Genomic DNA, 17,077 nt, shown 5'->3' with positions numbered 1-17,077 from the left:
ATCCTCGTGGCCTGCTATGAGCCGGCATTGTCGACGCTCGCCCCCTAGACCGAGGCAGCCCCAAGACGAAACCACGGTCATGCGGTAGCCAACCCGCGCATGCGAGCTTGATCAACCGTCGTCTTTGGCCCTGCCTCCTACCGTGGGCACCTTCGAAGTCTAGCGTCCGGGCGCTCAGCCGGGAGCGGCTCCGCTTGATCGAGTCGCTTGACAGCAAACATGAGAGCAGGCTGTTGAAGAACTCAGCCGCGTTCGCAAACGAAGGCTGAATCGTTGCCATTGTGGATATAGAAGTGGCCGACGAGCCTGTCCGCAGTGCCGATCATAACCCATCCGCGACCGCAGGCGGGGTCATTTTCGTCGTGCCCTTCCCACGAGAACTCCGCGCACGCCGAACCGTCGCGGGTGCCGTAGCGCACGTCCAGGAAGCCCTTCAGGGCCCCAAAGGCGATTTCGCCATCGGATTTACCCTGGAAGGTGAGATGCGCCTCTTCGACGAGATCGAGGAAGTCGCTGTCCCAGACGTCCATCTCGACGATGCGCCAGCGGCCGGCAAAGGCCTTGGCGAAGCCGGGCACCTTGGCCATCAGCCGGTCTCCGCGATCAGCTTGGGCAGCCGCACCAGATTGTAGGCGGTGGCAGCGAAGGTAAAGGCCCATCCGACGCGCTCACGACCACGGAACCTGGTCTTCTCTTGCCCGGCGACCGTCTTGATCCAGCCGAATGCCTCCTCGATGCGCTTGCGGATGCGTTGGCTGACGGCGTAGCCGCCGTGCCGGGTCGTTCGCCCGTCAATCGCAGAGCTGCGGCCGCTGACGTTCTGCGCAACATGTGGCGTCACATTCATCGAGCGCAGCTCGTTGACGAAGTCTGTCGGCCGGTCGGCATAGGGCTCGATCATGTGCAGCGCGGCCACCCGTTCGGCATGACCATCGGCCTGCGTCAGGCAGGCGTCGACCGGCAGGAGGTCTCCATCAGCCCATGCCCGATGAAGCACAGCTTCGTCTCCTTGCCTTTACCCTTGCGATAGAGCCTGGCATCGGGATCGGTGGTCGAAGCACGGGTATCGTTCGAGCGTTTCTGGCCGTGGAAGTGCGCCTCGGCATTGCGCCCGCCGCCCGGCGCGATGTACGAAAACAGGCCGCCCTGATCCGTAAACCTGCCGCGCATGATCGCCTCCACCGAATCGAGATGATAAAGTGAATCATCAAGCCCACTCTGTGGCGAGCGAGTTCTTCAGCAGACTGCTAGTCTTACTGCGTCATAAATTTCGATGGCTACCTGAGTTGAGATGGCTCTGATGCAACAAGGGCATCGAGATAGTATAGAGACGAGAGCGGCATTCAATTTTCTCCGAACGGTCGCAATCGAATGTGGAACGTGCCGTTCAGCAAGGGCGGATCCCCTCGGCCGATGATTTTCGGGAATAGTAGCTTCCTTGAAGATTTGGTGGAGGCTGCTTCTGAGGGGGGAATCGTCTCTCGCTCCGCTTCGTTTTGAAGGTGATTTCCTTGGGGGCCTCCAGCTTTGCGCCGATGTGCACGGTCTGTCACCCACTCCCGTGGTAGATATAGCCGATAGGCGACCGGCAAGCTCGCATGATGGTTCGCTAGCGAAAGCGTCACGGCAACCTGACAATTGTCTTGCTTGCCGAACTGACTGCAATATTGCCGCGCAACCCCGACCGAATGCCGCCCCTTCTTAGGAAAGCCCGTATCATCGATGATCCAAGCTTCGATCTCTCGGTGGCGTTCGATCCCGGCAGCACTAACTCACGGACCTTGGCCGACACTTGCCGGTCCGACCAGTCGCCTTGACCGACGAAATGCAACAACGCCTGATGTTGCGCTGCTGTCCGCTCAGGAGCCGTCATAGCCGCCATCGGCTCGACGCTCTTGCGATCGCACGGCATCATCAGCCCGGTACAGTAGTCGCGAAGCGGTTTGGCTCCCCGCATGTCCGATCACGCTCGCAAGGCCCTCAATTTATGCCGAAATCCGCGACGCTACGTCCAGCGATTTATCAGACCCATCTCAGCCCCCGCATGCTGAAAAGTGAGTCTTCTCATGATTCCTGTCGACAAAGGCCGCGACACTCTGACTCAGTAAGACTAGCCGTTCCAGAACCATCTTGGGTAGATCTTGGAAGTCGTACGCTGCGGAGCATGCAACGTTCAGCGCCACTGCTGACCGGGCAAGCAACGCGTTCTTGCAGGGCCCACCTCAATTGGACGGGCTGCTGCTTGCCTCAGGCTGCGCCGAAGATCCCCGTCACTTTCTGCCAGCGGCAGATAGCGCAACAGCTCGACCTTGTCTCGGCGCATTGCGGAAGTCTTCGGGTCGACCCAATCTCGACGTCGGTATCCTTGGTCGTCGATACCAGTGCTCGCCAATTAACAAGCTGGTGGGCCTAAGGTCGGTGGTGCAATAAGCGATCACCTGCGAAAGTACGAAGCCGCGCTCCGATCAGAAGACGGTGCGTAGGTAGCCCGACGCGTGCGGTTGGCGACGCTGGATTGTCGGGTTGGCGACGCGGGACTGTCGGGTTTGCGGCACAGCAGTGAGCAATGCATCTTCTATCTACTTCTAAACGCTCATTTTTCTGTTCAAGCTCATTTGGCCTAGTGCGTGCAAATCCTTACTGGCCCGATAGAACGGGTCACATGGAGACACAAATGACTACTTGGCGCAAGCGCCGGCTTCTCTTGTCCGCAATTGCCACGCTCTCGCTGGTCGGGGCAGCATTTGCCGATCAGACTAACTCTGCAAGTTCGGTGCCATACACCTTCGCCATTCCAGATCAGGCAGGTAAGTGGGTCAACCCGAATCCAGAGGGAGCGATCAGCCGCCTGGATATTGGCCCGCAGCTCGACCACCCCTCTGTTCGCGCATGGATCAACTGTCCTACGAAGGAGTGCGATTTAGGCATCGCCGAGGCGCAGCCTTCCGATGCTGATGACGGAGGCGATGCTGATGATGGAGGTTGGAAGGTTAAATGGGATCATGTTTACTGTACGACACAGATGACGTGGAAGCTCGATGAAGATGGTGAACTGGACGTAACGACGGAGGTTCAGTTCACCGATGGCTCCGCCACGTATAAGCACAAAACGCTCGATCACCTTGTGCGGGAGAGCGCTCCGACAGTAGACGCACCGTCCAAACCTGACGACGCAAACTAAGCGTCATCCGACCATCATACCACCGACTGTGGTGCTCGACCGCGTCCGCGTGGCCGAACGAGCGCCTTGGCAAGGAACTCGGATCCGTGTCTTTCTGGGTTGCACCACAGTTCGCCGCTCAACGGGACTCATATTGAAGCCGAATGGAGGAGATCACTTGGACCAGGGTCATTGGGTAGGCGAGTTCGCGATCTGGCCCAGCAACAAAGGGCGGGTTCAAACAGCTAAGCACCACAATCTCGCGGTGGGGAGGCATAAAACAATGTGCGACTATTGGAAGGTGTTGTTCGCTTCGGCGGCGATCGTGGGTAGCGGCGTGAGCCTCGGTCACGCTGAGGAAGAACTGCCTCCACAGAAGACGATTGCGAGCAGTCAGCACGTCAAGGGCCTCGGCTGCAAAGAAGAGTTGAAGACGTTCACCATTGAAGTCCCCCATCCGGAACGCCTCGACCTTCGTACCACGGCGTGCTGGATGGCATCGAACTGCGGATGACGGATTCAAAGAACGGTTATGTCGGCAACTTCGCCTGGAAAACTGTCCACGGTTTCTGTCAATACCTGATGGCTTCAGTATTCGCTTCGGCTTGATCGGCTCTTAAGTTGCTAGGCAGCCGCGCGATGCTCCCGCCAAAACCCGTGCCAAAGCGAAGGCTCCGCGGAATTCACTCGCCCACCTGATGCAGTCCGCGACGGCCTGACACGGCCACTTTCTCGATCCGATAACGAATTCAGTGTAGTGGTCGATCGGCACATGTAGGCGACCCGCGTCGAGCATAGGACAAGCCTTGCAAACATCCGAATTGTACGGATCCGGTGAAGACCCTGGTTAAGCCTGTTTGGCGCGAATGGCTGACTGCGCTCAGGCGGCGTGTGCAACGCTCCGAGGCTGCCAATTCCAGGTCAGCAGTTCGTGAATTCGCTTGGCAGGGTGATCAGGCAGGCGGGCGAGTATGTCGGCGAGCCAAGCTTGCGGATCAATGTCGTTGAGCTTGGCGCTGGCAATAAGGGTGTAAATGGCAGCGGCACGCCGGCCGCCCTCATCGGAGCCAGCGAAGGTCCAGTTTCTTCTTCCTACAGCCATCACCCGAACATTCTGCCCATATCGAGCAGGAAGTCGAGATCCATTACCGATGGCATCCGTTGTTTGGGCATCGCGTTCGTTGGTATTACCGCGAGCAGCGCGCTGCTGATGACCTGGTTCACGTCGATCCTGCCAGGTGAGGTGATTACGGTGCCGGCCTTGATGCTGGATCGATCAGCCTGCGCCGGGATGGTGCTTGGCACCCCGCGCGTTACCCTTGGCCGCTTTGATCGATTTGCACTGGCTTCTCACTGAGCGAGGTTTCCGGCGAGACTCTTCGACCGATTCCAGTATCGGCGAGGAGAAGCGAGATGACCAATCTGCCAAGACCGATCGCGACCCGGCTCGTGTCCCCCACCGCGTCGCGCCAGCTCAGCATTGCGTTCGAGACCATTCCGACGCGGGGGATAGCCCCGACCGAGCGGGCCAAGATCATCGCGCATCTGGCCAACATTCTGCTGCAGGCCGCGAGCACCGCGACGGGGGATGGCAACGATGACGAACACTGACCTTCTGCCAGCCACCTTGCTGAAGCGCAAAGCGGTCGTCTATGTTCGGCAGTCAAGCCAATCCTAGGTTCAAAACATCTCGAGAGCCAGCGCCGACAATATGACCTGGTCGAGGAAGCGCGGGGGCGAGGATTTCGAGATATCGAGATCATCGACGATGATCTCGGCCGCGCCGCCAGCGGCATGGTGGCCCCCCAGGTTTCGAGAAGCTCGTGGCATGGCTTGCGCCGGGGAAGTCGGGGCCGAGCTCTGGTTCGACGCTTCCCGGCTTGCCCGCAATGGCCGCGACTGGCACCACCTTCTTGAGCTCTGCGGACTGGTCGACGCCCGCGTCATCGACCTGGACGGCATATACGACCCCTGTCGTCCCAACGACCGATTGCTTTTTGGGATGAAGGGTAGCATCAGCGCGTTTGAACTCGGCATCATCCAGGCCCGCATGCTGGATGCGGCTCGCGCCAAGGCTCGCCGTGGCGAACTGCGCATCAGCGTTCCGATCGGTTACATCTGGCACCGCGAGATGGGGCTCAATTTCGATCCGGATCTGCGGCTTCAAGAGGCGATCCACCAGATCTTTGCCCGATTCCGCAGACTGGGCGGCGCGCGACAGGTGCTTCTGTCGATGAGGGCCGATCAGGTTCATTTCCCGCGTCCGTCGGACGGTAAGCAGCTGGTCAGCTTCGATTGGACGCCGATCCGGTATCGCAATGTGATCTCGGTGTTGAAGAATCCATTCTATGCCGGCGTGTACGTCTACGGCAAAAGCGAGAAGAGAGTGGAGATCGTCGACGGGCGGGCCAGGAAGAGCTACGGCCATGGCAAACCGTTCGAAGAATGGGAAGTGAAGCTCAAAGACCACCACAAAGGCTACATAGATTGGGCGGAGTTCGAGCTCAATCAGACGCAGCTCGCCATCAACGCCTACGGCAAACTAGGCGGCCTTAAATCCGGGCGCGGCGGCCGGGCGCTGTTGTCTGGGCTGATTTCCTGTGCATGCTGCGGCCGGCGCACGGCATCTTTATCCCGACCAACCTAAGCTCGAACTGTGGCGCGATTGGCAACAACGGCGCAGAGCCAAGCAGTGGGCTAAATAGAATCTCGTTCAGCTTGAGTACTGAAATCGCTTGAACCTCACGTAGCGTCAGGTTGTATCATGCATGATGACCAAACCTATACCGCGTACGTGTCGATGGTGAATCGGCTCGGGTGAAGGGTGTTTGAAGCGACTCTATCGCTGATGAAGGCGCAAGGACGCGATCTTTGGAAGATCCATATCACCAATGCGCGGCGCAAGGTCTAAGCGGCAATGCAAGAAAGAAAAAGAAGAGGGGAGTAAACGTGGCAACGATTGCGATAACGACAGCGCCGACTGCACCCACCGCATCGAAAACGTGGTACCGGATCCTCTACGTTCAAGTGCTGATTGCGATCGTGCTCGGCGCCCTGGTTGGCTGGCTCTGGCCAAATCTGGCTACCAATGACTGGATCAAGGCGCTCGGCGACGGCTTCATCAAGCTGATCAAGATGGTGATCGCGCCGATCATCTTCTGCACGGTGGTTTCGGGCATCGCCCACATCCAGGACGCCAAAAAAGTCGGACGCATCGGCATCAAGGCGCTGCTTTATTTCGAGATTGTCTCCACTTTCGCTCTGGTGATCGGCCTCATCGTCGGCAATCTTGTGCGGCCCGGCGCAGGATTTGGCAGCGCCGCGGCGAACGCACAAGCTGTGGCCAACTACGCGAAGCAGGCAGAGGCGCACAAGACCGTCGATTTCATCCTGCACATCATTCCCGACACCGTGGTCGGCGCGTTTGCTCAGGGCGAGATCCTGCAAGTGCTGTTGTTCTCGATCCTGTTCGGATTCGCGCTCATGGGCCTCGGTGAACGCGGTGAAGCCATTCGCTCCTTCATCGATCACGCCGCGCATGGCGTGTTCGGCGTGATCTCGATCGTGATGCAGGCTGCGCCGGTCGGCGCTTTCGGCGCGATGGCCTACACCATCGGCAAATTCGGGTCCGGTGCGATCCTCAACCTCATTGGGCTAATCGCGACGTTCTATGTCACGGCTGCCCTGTTCGTGCTCGTTGTGCTCGGCATTATCGCGCGGATATCGGGCTTCTCAATCTTCAAGTTCCTAGCCTATATCAAAGACGAGCTGCTGATCGTGCTCGGCACCTCCTCCTCGGAAAGCGCGCTGCCATCGTTGATGGAAAAGCTCGAGCGTCTTGGCTGCTCCAAATCGGTGGTCGGGCTCGTCGTGCCGACGGGATATTCGTTCAATCTCGACGGAACCAACATCTACATGACTCTGGCGACGCTGTTCATTGCGCAGGCGCTCGGCGTCAATCTTTCGTTCGGCCAGCAGCTGACCATACTGATCGTAGCCATGCTGACGTCAAAGGGCGCCTCGGGCATAACTGGAGCTGGTTTCATCACACTTGCTGCAACCCTCGCCGTGGTTGATCCGCGGTTGGTGCCGGGCATGGCGATCGTGCTCGGCATCGACAAGTTCATGAGCGAATGCCGGGCGCTCACCAATCTCTGCGGCAATGGCGTCGCCTGCGTGATCGTCGCCTGGTGGGAAGGAGAGCTCGATCGCGAGAAGCTCACGGCCAATCTCAACAAGCAAATCAATCCGACCGATCTCGAGAACCGCGCTGACGAAGGACTGAGTCGGTTTACCCCGCAATCAAATGATCAGAGCAAACTCACGATAATCGAAAAAAGTCAGGGGCAAGCTCAACGGCTCCTCTGACGTTCACGCCGATTGGCTTTCCGATTTTGGTTCTTACGTTGGAGAGCTATGGCAACTAGCAAGTTGTCCGTGCGGATTTATGAAAGAAGATGAAATACCGAAACTCGCCCGAGCAGACGGTCGGGCGGCCCCAGGACCCAGCGATCGAGCGCGCAATTTCATTCCCGTCACAAACTGTTGCCTTGCGCACACTCAGCGGTTTCGGCTAGTCGCGGTGTCTCGAGGAAAGAGGGAATCATGAGCGCACATGAAAGCATGAAGCATGCGGAGCATGCCGAGCACGCTGCTGGCGAGAACAAGAAGATCGCACTGCTGATCGCCGTGCTGGCGCTGTTCCTTGCAATCTCGGAGACACTCGGCAAGAGCGCGCACACCGAAGCGAACCATGAGCACATCAATGCTGCCAGTGACTGGGAGTTCTTCCAGGCCAAGAAGATCCGAGGCACCGTGGTGCAGACCGCGGCCGAGCTGACCAAGCTCATCCAGCGCTCGGAAACGGATGTGGCGATCAAGGCTGCCATGCAGAAGCAGATCGAGGACTGGGAGAAGAGCGCCGCACGCTATGCCTCGGAGCCGGAAACCGGCGAAGGCACCGCGCAGCTCTCCGCAAGAGCCAAACATGCCGAGCACGAGCGCGACAAGGCTGCGGCAAAGTATTACCATTTCGAGCTGGCCTCGGCGGCGTTCCAGATCGGAATCGTGCTGGCCTCGACGACCATCATAACTGGCATGCTTGCGCTCTTTTATGTGAGCGGCCTGCTGACGCTTGTCGGAATCGGGGTGACGGCGCTCGGCGTCTGGTGGCCGCACATCCTGCGTCTGCACTGAGAACGCTCCGCACGTTGGTCCACTGTGGTCCCCACGCAGGACAGACTCATACCGCGGGATACATCGATTGCGGATAGTAGAAGTACCGGCGGGCGAGTGTTTGCCAAAAACGTCTCCATGGGGGTCAGGGGGGCTCCGGCCTGCCGGAACGCCAATCGAGAGTCGAACGTGAGCCGGAATCGGCGGCTAAGATTATTCCACGCGCTTTTGCGAAAGAGCTAGACCCTATGTTCGCCCTCTGAGGTGACGGGCGGCCCGTCCCGCGGCAAGCTCCTATCGAGGGTTGCGCCGGATGGTCCGGCGCCGAGCCTCAAGCATGGGGAGCGGGCCTGATGAACGATAGCATTTTCGTGGGGCTGGATGTGCACAGGCGACGATTTCGGTTGCGGTGGCCGAAGGGATGCGCGGCGGGGAAGTTCGTAACTTGGGGATCATCCCTAATCGCGCTGACCAAATCGCCAAACTGGCGAAGAAGCTTGGCAAGGGTGACCGGCAGGTAAGTTTTTGCTACGAAGCCGGCCCCTGCGGATATGGCCTGCATCGACAACTGACGGGCCTGGGCACAATTGCATCGTGGTGGCCCCCTCGCTGATCCCGATGAAGGCTGGGGATCGGGTAAAAACCGACCGGCGCGATGCGGCGATGCTGGCTAAGCTGCACCGGAGCGGCGAGCTGACAGCAGTGTGGGTTCCGGATGCGGCGCATGAGGCCATGCGCGACTTGGTGAGAGCCCGCGCCACCGCGATGCGTGTGCTCGGCAAGGCGCGGCAACATCTCCAAGGCTTCCTGCTGCGGCATGGGCGCATCTATGCCGGGAAGAAGGGGTGGACTCTGGCTTATCGTCGCTGGCTCACCACGGTGCGCTTCGATCACCCGGCGAGCCAAATCGTTCTGCAGGACTACATTCATGCCGTGACCGACGCGGAGGCCCGTGTGGACTGCTTGACCAAGCGGATCGAAGAGCTGGCGCCACAATGGTCGATGACGCCATTCGTTGAGGCCGTGCAGGCGATGCGCGGCGTCGCCTTCATCGTTGCGTGACCGTGGTTGCCGAGGTCGGCGTATAGCGCGACAATCTGGGTGGGAAGCACTGTCATCCTGATTGCCGCGCGGCAGTCGGCGACTTCTCCCGCTTCGACAATCCCCGCCAGTTGATGGCCTTTCTCGGCCGCGTGCCGTCGGAGCATTCGAGTGGCGCCACATCCGACGCGGCGGTATCACCAAGGCTGGCAACGCTCTGGCCAGGCGCGCTCTGATCGAGGGGCATGGACCTATCGCATGCAAGCCCGCGTCAGTCGCAAGCTCCATGACCGTAACGAGCGCCTGCCTCAAGCTATCCGCGATATCGCCTGGAAGGCCCAGGTCAGGCTGTGCGCCCGCTATCGCCGCTTGTCGGCGGCCGGCAAACCCAAGGTGATCGTCACCACCGCCATTGCACGCGAGATGGTCGGCTTCCTGTGGGCGATCACCCGTCAAGTACAAACCGGGCCGGCCGCCTGAAGAGCGCTGCTCGACCATATCGGTGCCCAGGGCAGGGGTAGGGCGCGGTGGGGAATCCTCGTGGCCTGTTATGAGCCGGCATTGCCGACGCTCGCCCCCTAGACCGAGGCAGCCCCAAGACGAAACCACGGTCATGCGGTAGCCAACCCGCGCATGAGAGCTTGATCAACCGTCGTCTTTGGCCCTGCCTCCTACCGTGGGCACTTCGAAGTCCAGCGTCCGGGCGCTCAGCCGGAAGCGGCTCCGCTTGATCGAGTCGCTTGACAGCAAACATGAGAGCAGGCTGCTGAAAAAGCTGATTAAGGGAGCGAATTTCTCCATGTGCTCGACGAGGCAACGGTTGATGAGTAACGGCGTCGCACGCCGGATTGCCGTTTTTCGTCATTTTCGATGCTCCAGACGGATTCATCCCGTCGCTGCAAGAATTTTGGGGATGCGAACGAGGTTATAGGCGGTCGCGGTCAATACAAAGAACCACTCCACCAAGCCTCGGCCTCGATGACGGGTCTTGCGCAGCCCGCTGATCGTCTTGATCCAGCCGAACGGCTCCTCGATCCGCTTTCGGGCTAACGTAACGCTCATTGAGCGCCAAAGACTTAAGCGTCACTTGCAGCCCCTGCGTTAGCCAAGCACGCAATTGCGAGCGCGTTAAACTCCTGAATTACGGTCTCGGCGCATGAGAAGTCGCGACCGATAGTCCCCTTGCAAGCAGCGGACCAACGCCGAATGAGCGCAACGGGGTGTAGCAATCTCGCCCAATTCGCTCAATCGCTCCACAAGTGAGGACCCAAACTGCGGCGATCGGACTGGTTCGAAGCCCTGGATGCAATCGGGCCGTGTTCGGCGCGCCATGGAAGGCAAACAGCATGCCGCAACGGCTCGATGATCGGAGGCCCCGCTTTCATCAATGATGAGTCTTATCAGCGGCGCGGGTCGCTCGCCGTTGCGAGATTTTCGAATGCAGTCGATTTTGCTGGCGAGAGTCGCACGGCACGAGGCACTTTGGACCAGAGCAGAACAGCCTGTCCGCCAGTCCTGGCTGAGCCCCGTCTCGTCGTTGTGATTACGGACATTCAAGACCGCGCCGGTTCGATAGTTCAAGCATAGATAGACTCTATAGAGCCGCGCCGGTAACGTGCCTCAACGGGAAAACAGCAGCTCCTATTCCCAAGGTTCATAGAATGACCGCCGCCGGGGGAACTGAATGGGGCGTCCTTCGGGGCAGGAACCTGTCTGAACATAAGGCGTGTGCGGACGATAGCGTTCACGCTGCCTACGAGAACGCCCTGCGAGCGCGGCGCGACACGCCACAAAGCAAACAAGCAGTTTGAAAGCAGGATGAGGAATAGCGTCATCTGGATATCTCGATTTGCGAGCCGCTTGCGTCTTGCCAAACGCTCGGGAGCGCCGATCTTGCTAGGAAGATCGTACAGCCTGACGTTACGTGCGATTCAAGCCCCTCTAAGGATTCCGCATAAACATGTCCCAACTTTCGGGTTAAGGAAGCGCTTTCTCACATCGGCTGGATTTTTGCTTTTTCGATCAAGTGCGCGAATTATCTCTTGTGAGATGTCATTGTCAGCGTGACGGCAGGCATAAGGTTTGTAGTGCTTTTAACCAGCGCTCACAGGCGCCGTTTCGCAACCAGACTAAAGGAGCCACTTTTTCCAACATCAATGCCAAGCGCTTGCTCAACGCAGGCTCCGGGCCTCGAATCTGCTCGGAATTGCCCGAATGGTTGTGAGCACAGCTAGGAAGAGGTGTACTCCGACGTCGACTTGTAAGTCAGCCTCTTGCTTTGTGCACTGCCAATGCATATTGTTGCAGTGCGGTGGCGCCATGCGCTATCGCTGCCCTCCTTGGGCGTTTCCTCCCTAGACTTGGGCCGCTTGTTCATTCAAGCGGCCTTTTTTTCGCGTGCCGAGCATACGACAGCTTGGAGGAGGAAGTCCCTCTACCAAGACTGATGGTGAGAAGGGTGAGTGAAGGGCAAGCGTGTAGTCGGAAGATGGACCTGAAGAAAATCTGACGCGCGAGTTGACCGCCTCAGCCCACCACACTTGTTCGGTTTGGGATCGTTCCGCGCTCACCGGGGAGATCAGTACTCGATCCGGCCGTGCAGACTTCCGCCGACACATTGAGAAATGCCGCGTGCCAGCTCCGGATTGCGATGTTCCCGATCGAGAATGAGAACCGATCCGCCGCGCCAATCCCGCCTCAACAGTCGTTTACCTAAAGGCCTATCGCTCGCTCGATCAAGCCTTTGAGGGGCAGATTGTTCGCGCGGAGGCGGTCCATGATAGAGTATGGCGACAGCGAGGTGAGATCATTTCCTCGCCGCAGGGCCTGCTCGCCGCCCTAGGCCAAAATCGAGGGGGCTTTTGTCGCGATACTCTGATTGCGGGCCAACTTTTCCGCGGCATGAATATCATCCCAGTCCTTGAGCGGTAAATTTGAGCTCAAAACAGGTGTCAGGCAGTTCTATCAACGGAAGCGCATTTGAGCGGAGAATGGGATCGCTAGTACCCGGAATCAGAGCTGAGTGATACGGCGGCCTTTGAAACGGCGTTGACGGACCTTTTGCTTGGTCCAGACGAAGGGCTCGGCTTTGTCGTTGTAGGCGTTGACGTAGGCATCGATGTGTTCCTGAAGCTGCTTGAGGCTTGTGAAGGAGGTGCCGCTGAGCGATTGCCCCTGCAAGATTGAGAACCATACCTCGACTTGGTTGAGCCAGGACGCACTTGTCGGCGTGAAATGGAATTGCACGTTGGGGTGGGCCTTGAGCCAGTTCTCATTCTTCTTGTGGGTGTTGAGGTTGTCGAGGATGACGTGAAGCTTTCGGCCCGGAAAGGCCGCGGTGAGGCTGTTCATGAAATCGAGAAACTCGACACGGCGACGGCGTTTGGAATGCGTAGCGATGATCTTTCCGGTGGCGACTTCGAGCGCGGCAAACAATGTTGTGGTGCCATGCCGCTTGTAATCGTGGCTCTGGCCGGTCAAGGCGCGGCCATTGGGCAACTTCAGATAGCCCTGCGCTCGCTCCAAAGCCTGGATCGAGGGCTTCTCGTCCACGCAGAGCACAATCGCCTTCGCCGGCGGGGCGACGTAAAGACCAACGACATCGGCGGCTTTGGCCGTAAAGTTCGGGTCATTGCTCTCACACCAGGACTTGCGAGCCGCGAGGTCAATCTTGTGGCTGCGCAGGAACCGCCAGACATATTGGACGTCAACATCGCCGAGCGCTTCGGCCAGCAGAGGGCCGGTCCAGCGCGCAAATCCTTGCGGGGGCGGCTTATCCAGCAGCTTCAGAATCCGCTTGTCGGTCGTCTTCGTATAGATAGGCTGCTTGCCGGCAGCCCTTCAAGGCCTTGGTCGGCATAGCGATGCCGCCAAAGGCTGACAATCCGCGGCTGGACCCCAACTTCCTTGGCGATCGACCGGGTGCTGCGCCCGTCCGCCGCCAACAGGACTATCCGCGCCCGCTTCAAATCGCGCTGCAATGTCATCGGTGAGCGACAACACGCCTCAAGCACCTTGCGATCTTTCCTCGAAAGGTGGACTTCTCTTGCTTCGGGTATCATCCCGACCTTGAATCACGACTCACGTTCCAAGAAAAGCGGGTACTAGTGCCCGCTCGCTTGCCCGGAATGGAAATGGCTTGAGAGCCGGTCCGGTCGATCTTCTCGATTAGCTCTTTTTTCCTGTCGAGGAATTGCTTCCAGATCCGTGATCAGCGCATCGAAGGTGTCGATCTCAATGAGTTCGGCGCGGACGCTCTTGGCGCGAGCCACTTCCAAACGCCGTTACGGCTCGAAGCGGCGTTCGTCCCTTAAGCATCCTCCAGTAAAGGCCATGTAGGAAATGGATTGTGGTCCTCGAGAAAAAGGTGAAGGAGCTGCATCACGCATTCATCCCGACCGCTGTGGCCTGCCACGATTATGCCGAACCGATTGCAGGCGGTTACAAGGCAATCGCCCATTTCGGCATTCTGTGTTTTCAGGTCGTCCGTGAGATTTTTGATGCTCGTGTAGCGAACGTCACCGGGCAGCTTGAAATTGGGAAGGCCTCTATTCAGCGCCCGCTTTGCGGCGTAGCTGCCTTCCAGATTAAACGCGGCAAGGCTGTTGCCGGTAACCTCCCGCCACGGCGCGCTCGATGACGGTGTCGAAATTGGTCGTGAACACGACCTTAGTCGCGCCCATGCTGAACAGGCCGCCAAAGATCCTGTGAGTGACGGTGAAGGATGATGCTTTCCGAAGGGCGCTGCGCTTCGTGCTGAGACGCTGACTGTCAGAGTCGCGACATGCCGCCGTACCGGCAACATCGCGAAACGGAAAATCTTCAAGATAGATCAGCATCCGGCGGCTTGGCACGCGACTTGAAAGGGAAGAAGCCGTCCGGTTCGCCTGTATAAGGAATGCAGTGATGGCTTACAAGATTATCGCCTCCCAGTGCACCGTCTGTGGCGCATGTGAGTTCGAATGTCCCAATGCCGCAATCACGCTCATGAACGACACGTACATGATCGATGCGAAGAAGTGCACCGAATGCGATGAGCATTTCGACACGCCGCAATGCGCTGCCGTCTGTCCGATATCCGACACCTGCGTGCCGGCATAGAGGCGGCATCGGATGAGTTCGCGCCACGATTGACACTTCAGCCTTCCTGATCGGGGGCCCGATTGGCCTAGTGGCCGGGCCCCGAGCGTCGGTAGGGTAAGTGGAGGGGCTATGCGGCAAAGCTGGCACGCAGTAGCCGTATTGGAAATCCTTACTGTATTCCTTCGGGCGGAGGATTGAACGCCGGCTTTACGCGAGACGGTGGGCCAGCGTCGTCCGATCGACCGTCTACGAATATCGATATGGATTCGAGACGCTTATCGAGTCTGACAAGCCGTCCAAGGGGCCATCGGAAACACCGTCCGCATCATCTGGCAAAGAAGAACGAGCCCTCCTGGATTCTCGAGTGCTGTCTGGAGGCCTTTGCGGGCTGGCCATGACCCGAGCCGACCGCTGCGCGCGTCAACTACCAGAGATCGACTGCCAGGACCTCTCTTCGCACTCGGCGCGGAAGCCGAAGAAGACCCTATCTTCGGACTCGATGAGATCGATCGGGAAGTTCTCAAGGCCTAAGAGAAAGCCCCTTGCGTGAGGGGGCGTACGAAAGGGGGACGAGTCGGCGGAGAGCCATCAGAGCAGCGCAAGATCATCGTCGCCGCCGTGTCGATTCGGTCTCCGTTAACCACCACCTTACAGAAGGAATTGATCAGGATGGCGACGAGGGCACGCACAATGTGCGCATCGCCGTCGCCGATAAAGGTGAGCACCAATCGGCCATCATGCCACGAAATTGTGGTGGTGAGCCGGACCTGACTCACGCAGCCCTGGGACTGGTCGTCCGGTCGAGTGCTGCTTCGGGCAGACCCGGCGCGTACCGCACTGTTCCGCGGCACTGCGTCGGAAAAGGCGCGTGCAAAGCCACATGTGGGCTGCGCCGATGTTTTGTTTTGAACAGGAACAAACGAGAACGTCTTTAGACATCTCAGATGTCGGGTTTGGGACAACAGCCATATCGCCGCGCGCAAGCGCTATCTACTTCCAAATGTGCTGATTTTTGCGCTCAGGCCTGGTGGCACGTTCGTTGCAAAACCCTTGCCCTAGAGCCGTCATCGCAACAGGAAACCTTCGAAGGATATCAGCATGAGTCTCGCCAGGACGGAGAGTGTCAAAGCCCGCAATAAGAAGCTTATTGAGGAAGTGCTGAAGGTCTATCCCGAGAAGACCGCGAAGAGGCGCGCCAAGCACCTCAATGTGCATGAGGAAGGCAGGTCCGATTGTGGGGTCAAGTCCAACCTAAAATCCATCCCCGGCGTGATGACGATCCGTGGCTGCGCTTATGCGGGCTCGAAGGGCGTGGTCTGGGGACCGATCAAAGACATGATCCACATCAGCCATGGTCCGGTCGGCTGCGGCCAGTACTCGTGGGGCTCGCGGCGCAACTATTACGTCGGCACAACGGGCATCGATACCTTCGTGACGCTGCAGTTCACCTCCGATTTCCAGGAAAAGGACATCGTGTTCGGGGGCGACAAGAAGCTAGCCAAGATCATCGACGAGATCCAGGAGCTGTTCCCGCTCAACAACGGCATCACCATCCAATCGGAGTGCCCGATCGGTCTGATCGGCGACGATATCGAGGCGGTGTCCAGGGTGAAGTCAAAGGAATATGGCGGTAAGACTATCGTACCGGTCCGATGTGAGGGGTTTCGTGGTGTGTCGCAATCGCTCGGGCATCACATTGCGAACGACGCTGTGCGGGACTGGGTATTCGACAAGAGCACGCCCGACGGCAAGTCGAAATTTGAGTCGACGCCCTACGATGTCGCGATCATCGGGGACTATAATATTGGCGGTGACGCCTGGTCGTCCCGGATCCTACTCGAGGAAATGGGCCTGCGCGTGATCGCGCAGTGGTCCGGCGACGGCTCTCTGGCCGAGCTCGAGGCAACGCCGAAGGCGAAGCTCAATGTGCTGCACTGCTATCGGTCGATGAACTACATCTCGCGCCACATGGAGGAGAAGTATGGCATTCCGTGGTGCGAATATAACTTCTTCGGGCCCTCTAAGATCGCGGAATCGCTGCGCAAAATCGCCGGCTATTTCGATGACAACATCAAGGAGGGCGCCGAGCGGGTGATTGCAAAATATCAGCCGCTGGTAGACGCGGTCATCGCAAAATATCGCCCGCGCTTGGAAGGCAAGACCGTCATGCTGTTCGTCGGTGGTCTTCGTCCGCGTCATGTGATCGGTGCTTATGAGGACCTCGGCATGGAGGTGGTGGGCACCGGCTACGAGTTCGGCCACAATGACGACTATCAGCGCACCGCCCAGCATTATGTGAAAGACGGCACGCTGATCTATGACGACGTCACCGGATATGAATTCGAGCAGTTCGTCGAGAAGATGCAGCCCGACCTGGTCGGCTCCGGCATCAAGGAAAAATACGTGTTCCAGAAGATGGGTGTGCCGTTCCGGCAGATGCACTCCTGGGACTATTCGGGTCCGTATCACGGCTATGATGGGTTTGCGATCTTCGCGCGCGACATGGACATGGCCATCAACTCACCGATCTGGAAGAACACCAAGGCGCCTTGGAAGGACGTAGCCAAGCCGAAGCTTCTGGCTGCGGAATGACCTGCCTGTCCGGCTCTCCGCGTGATA

The 17,077-nt window shown here is 58.7% G+C and carries 10 protein-coding genes and 7 pseudogenes; 10 read left to right on the top strand and 7 right to left on the bottom strand.

The window, feature by feature from the left end:
* Window positions 1-242 precede the first annotated feature (242 nt).
* From QA643_RS27285 to QA643_RS27275, 3 genes and pseudogenes are all read right to left on the bottom strand, one after another.
* A complete protein-coding gene (locus tag QA643_RS27285; protein ID WP_283028835.1) occupies window positions 243-587 on the bottom strand; it encodes a hypothetical protein in 345 nt (114 codons plus the stop codon).
* Window positions 587-1,119, bottom strand: a pseudogene (locus QA643_RS27280) (transposase); the annotation flags it as partial. The pseudogene QA643_RS27280 and the gene QA643_RS27285, both read right to left, overlap by 1 nt.
* Window positions 1,120-1,511: 392 nt before the next feature.
* A pseudogene (locus QA643_RS27275) lies at window positions 1,512-1,985 on the bottom strand (transposase); the annotation flags it as partial.
* A gap of 689 nt (window positions 1,986-2,674) precedes the next feature.
* On the opposite strand from QA643_RS27275, the gene QA643_RS27270 reads away from it, so the two are divergent.
* Both QA643_RS27270 and QA643_RS27265 read left to right on the top strand, forming a co-directional pair.
* A complete protein-coding gene (locus QA643_RS27270) occupies window positions 2,675-3,181 on the top strand; it encodes a hypothetical protein (RefSeq protein ID WP_283028716.1) in 507 nt (168 codons plus the stop codon).
* Window positions 3,182-3,338: 157 nt separating this feature from the next.
* Entirely contained in the window at window positions 3,339-3,674 is a 336-nt protein-coding gene (locus QA643_RS27265; protein WP_283028834.1) for a hypothetical protein, read from the top strand.
* 366 nt (window positions 3,675-4,040) lie between these two features.
* Here the strand turns inward: QA643_RS27265 and QA643_RS27260 are convergent.
* A pseudogene (locus QA643_RS27260) lies at window positions 4,041-4,271 on the bottom strand (transposase domain-containing protein); the annotation flags it as partial.
* A 302-nt stretch (window positions 4,272-4,573) separates the two neighbouring features.
* Here QA643_RS27260 and QA643_RS27255 point away from each other — a divergent pair.
* Entirely contained in the window at window positions 4,574-4,771 is a 198-nt protein-coding gene (locus QA643_RS27255; RefSeq protein ID WP_283028833.1) for a hypothetical protein, read from the top strand.
* Window positions 4,772-4,840: 69 nt separating this feature from the next.
* Here the strand turns inward: QA643_RS27255 and QA643_RS27250 are convergent, their stop codons facing one another.
* On the bottom strand, window positions 4,841-4,990 hold the full coding sequence (locus QA643_RS27250) for a hypothetical protein (protein ID WP_283028832.1): 150 nt from the start codon (window positions 4,988-4,990) through the stop codon (window positions 4,841-4,843).
* Here QA643_RS27250 and QA643_RS27245 point away from each other — a divergent pair.
* The 4 genes and pseudogenes from QA643_RS27245 (at window position 4,989) to QA643_RS27230 (ending at window position 9,856) form a co-directional block, all read left to right on the top strand.
* Window positions 4,989-5,807, top strand: a complete 819-nt coding sequence (locus tag QA643_RS27245; RefSeq protein WP_283028831.1) for a recombinase family protein — start codon at window positions 4,989-4,991, stop codon at window positions 5,805-5,807. The genes QA643_RS27250 and QA643_RS27245 overlap by 2 nt on opposite strands.
* A gap of 302 nt (window positions 5,808-6,109) precedes the next feature.
* Window positions 6,110-7,423 (top strand): annotated as a pseudogene (locus QA643_RS27240) (dicarboxylate/amino acid:cation symporter); the annotation flags it as partial.
* A 342-nt stretch (window positions 7,424-7,765) separates the two neighbouring features.
* On the top strand, window positions 7,766-8,356 hold the full coding sequence (locus QA643_RS27235; RefSeq protein ID WP_283028830.1) for a DUF4337 domain-containing protein: 591 nt from the start codon (window positions 7,766-7,768) through the stop codon (window positions 8,354-8,356).
* Between the two features lie 332 nt (window positions 8,357-8,688).
* Window positions 8,689-9,856, top strand: a pseudogene (locus QA643_RS27230) (IS110 family transposase).
* A 405-nt stretch (window positions 9,857-10,261) separates the two neighbouring features.
* On the opposite strand, the pseudogene QA643_RS27225 reads toward QA643_RS27230, so the two are convergent.
* Together QA643_RS27225 and QA643_RS27220 are read right to left on the bottom strand one after the other, a co-directional pair.
* A pseudogene (locus tag QA643_RS27225) lies at window positions 10,262-10,420 on the bottom strand (transposase); the annotation flags it as partial.
* A 1,968-nt stretch (window positions 10,421-12,388) separates the two neighbouring features.
* Window positions 12,389-13,437 (bottom strand): annotated as a pseudogene (locus QA643_RS27220) (IS630 family transposase).
* Window positions 13,438-13,724: 287 nt separating this feature from the next.
* Between QA643_RS27220 and QA643_RS27215 the strand changes: the two are divergent.
* The 3 genes from QA643_RS27215 (at window position 13,725) to nifD (ending at window position 17,050) form a co-directional block, all read left to right on the top strand.
* Window positions 13,725-14,015 carry a hypothetical protein gene (locus QA643_RS27215; protein ID WP_283028829.1) on the top strand — a complete coding sequence of 97 codons (291 nt, stop codon included), beginning with the start codon at window positions 13,725-13,727 and terminating at the stop codon, window positions 14,013-14,015.
* Window positions 14,016-14,281: 266 nt separating this feature from the next.
* Window positions 14,282-14,476, top strand: coding sequence for a 4Fe-4S dicluster domain-containing protein (locus QA643_RS27210; RefSeq protein WP_283028828.1), 195 nt, complete (start codon window positions 14,282-14,284; stop codon window positions 14,474-14,476).
* Between the two features lie 1,080 nt (window positions 14,477-15,556).
* Window positions 15,557-17,050 carry a nitrogenase molybdenum-iron protein alpha chain gene (gene nifD / locus QA643_RS27200; RefSeq protein ID WP_283028826.1) on the top strand — a complete coding sequence of 498 codons (1,494 nt, stop codon included), beginning with the start codon at window positions 15,557-15,559 and terminating at the stop codon, window positions 17,048-17,050.
* Window positions 17,051-17,077: the final 27 nt, after the last annotated feature.

Origin of the sequence: Bradyrhizobium sp. CB3481, from assembly GCF_029714305.1 — a bacterium.
Classification (GTDB): Bacteria; Pseudomonadota; Alphaproteobacteria; order Rhizobiales; family Xanthobacteraceae; genus Bradyrhizobium.
Note: the sequence above shows the minus strand (reverse complement) of the source record. Positions and strands in the feature narration are given on the sequence as shown.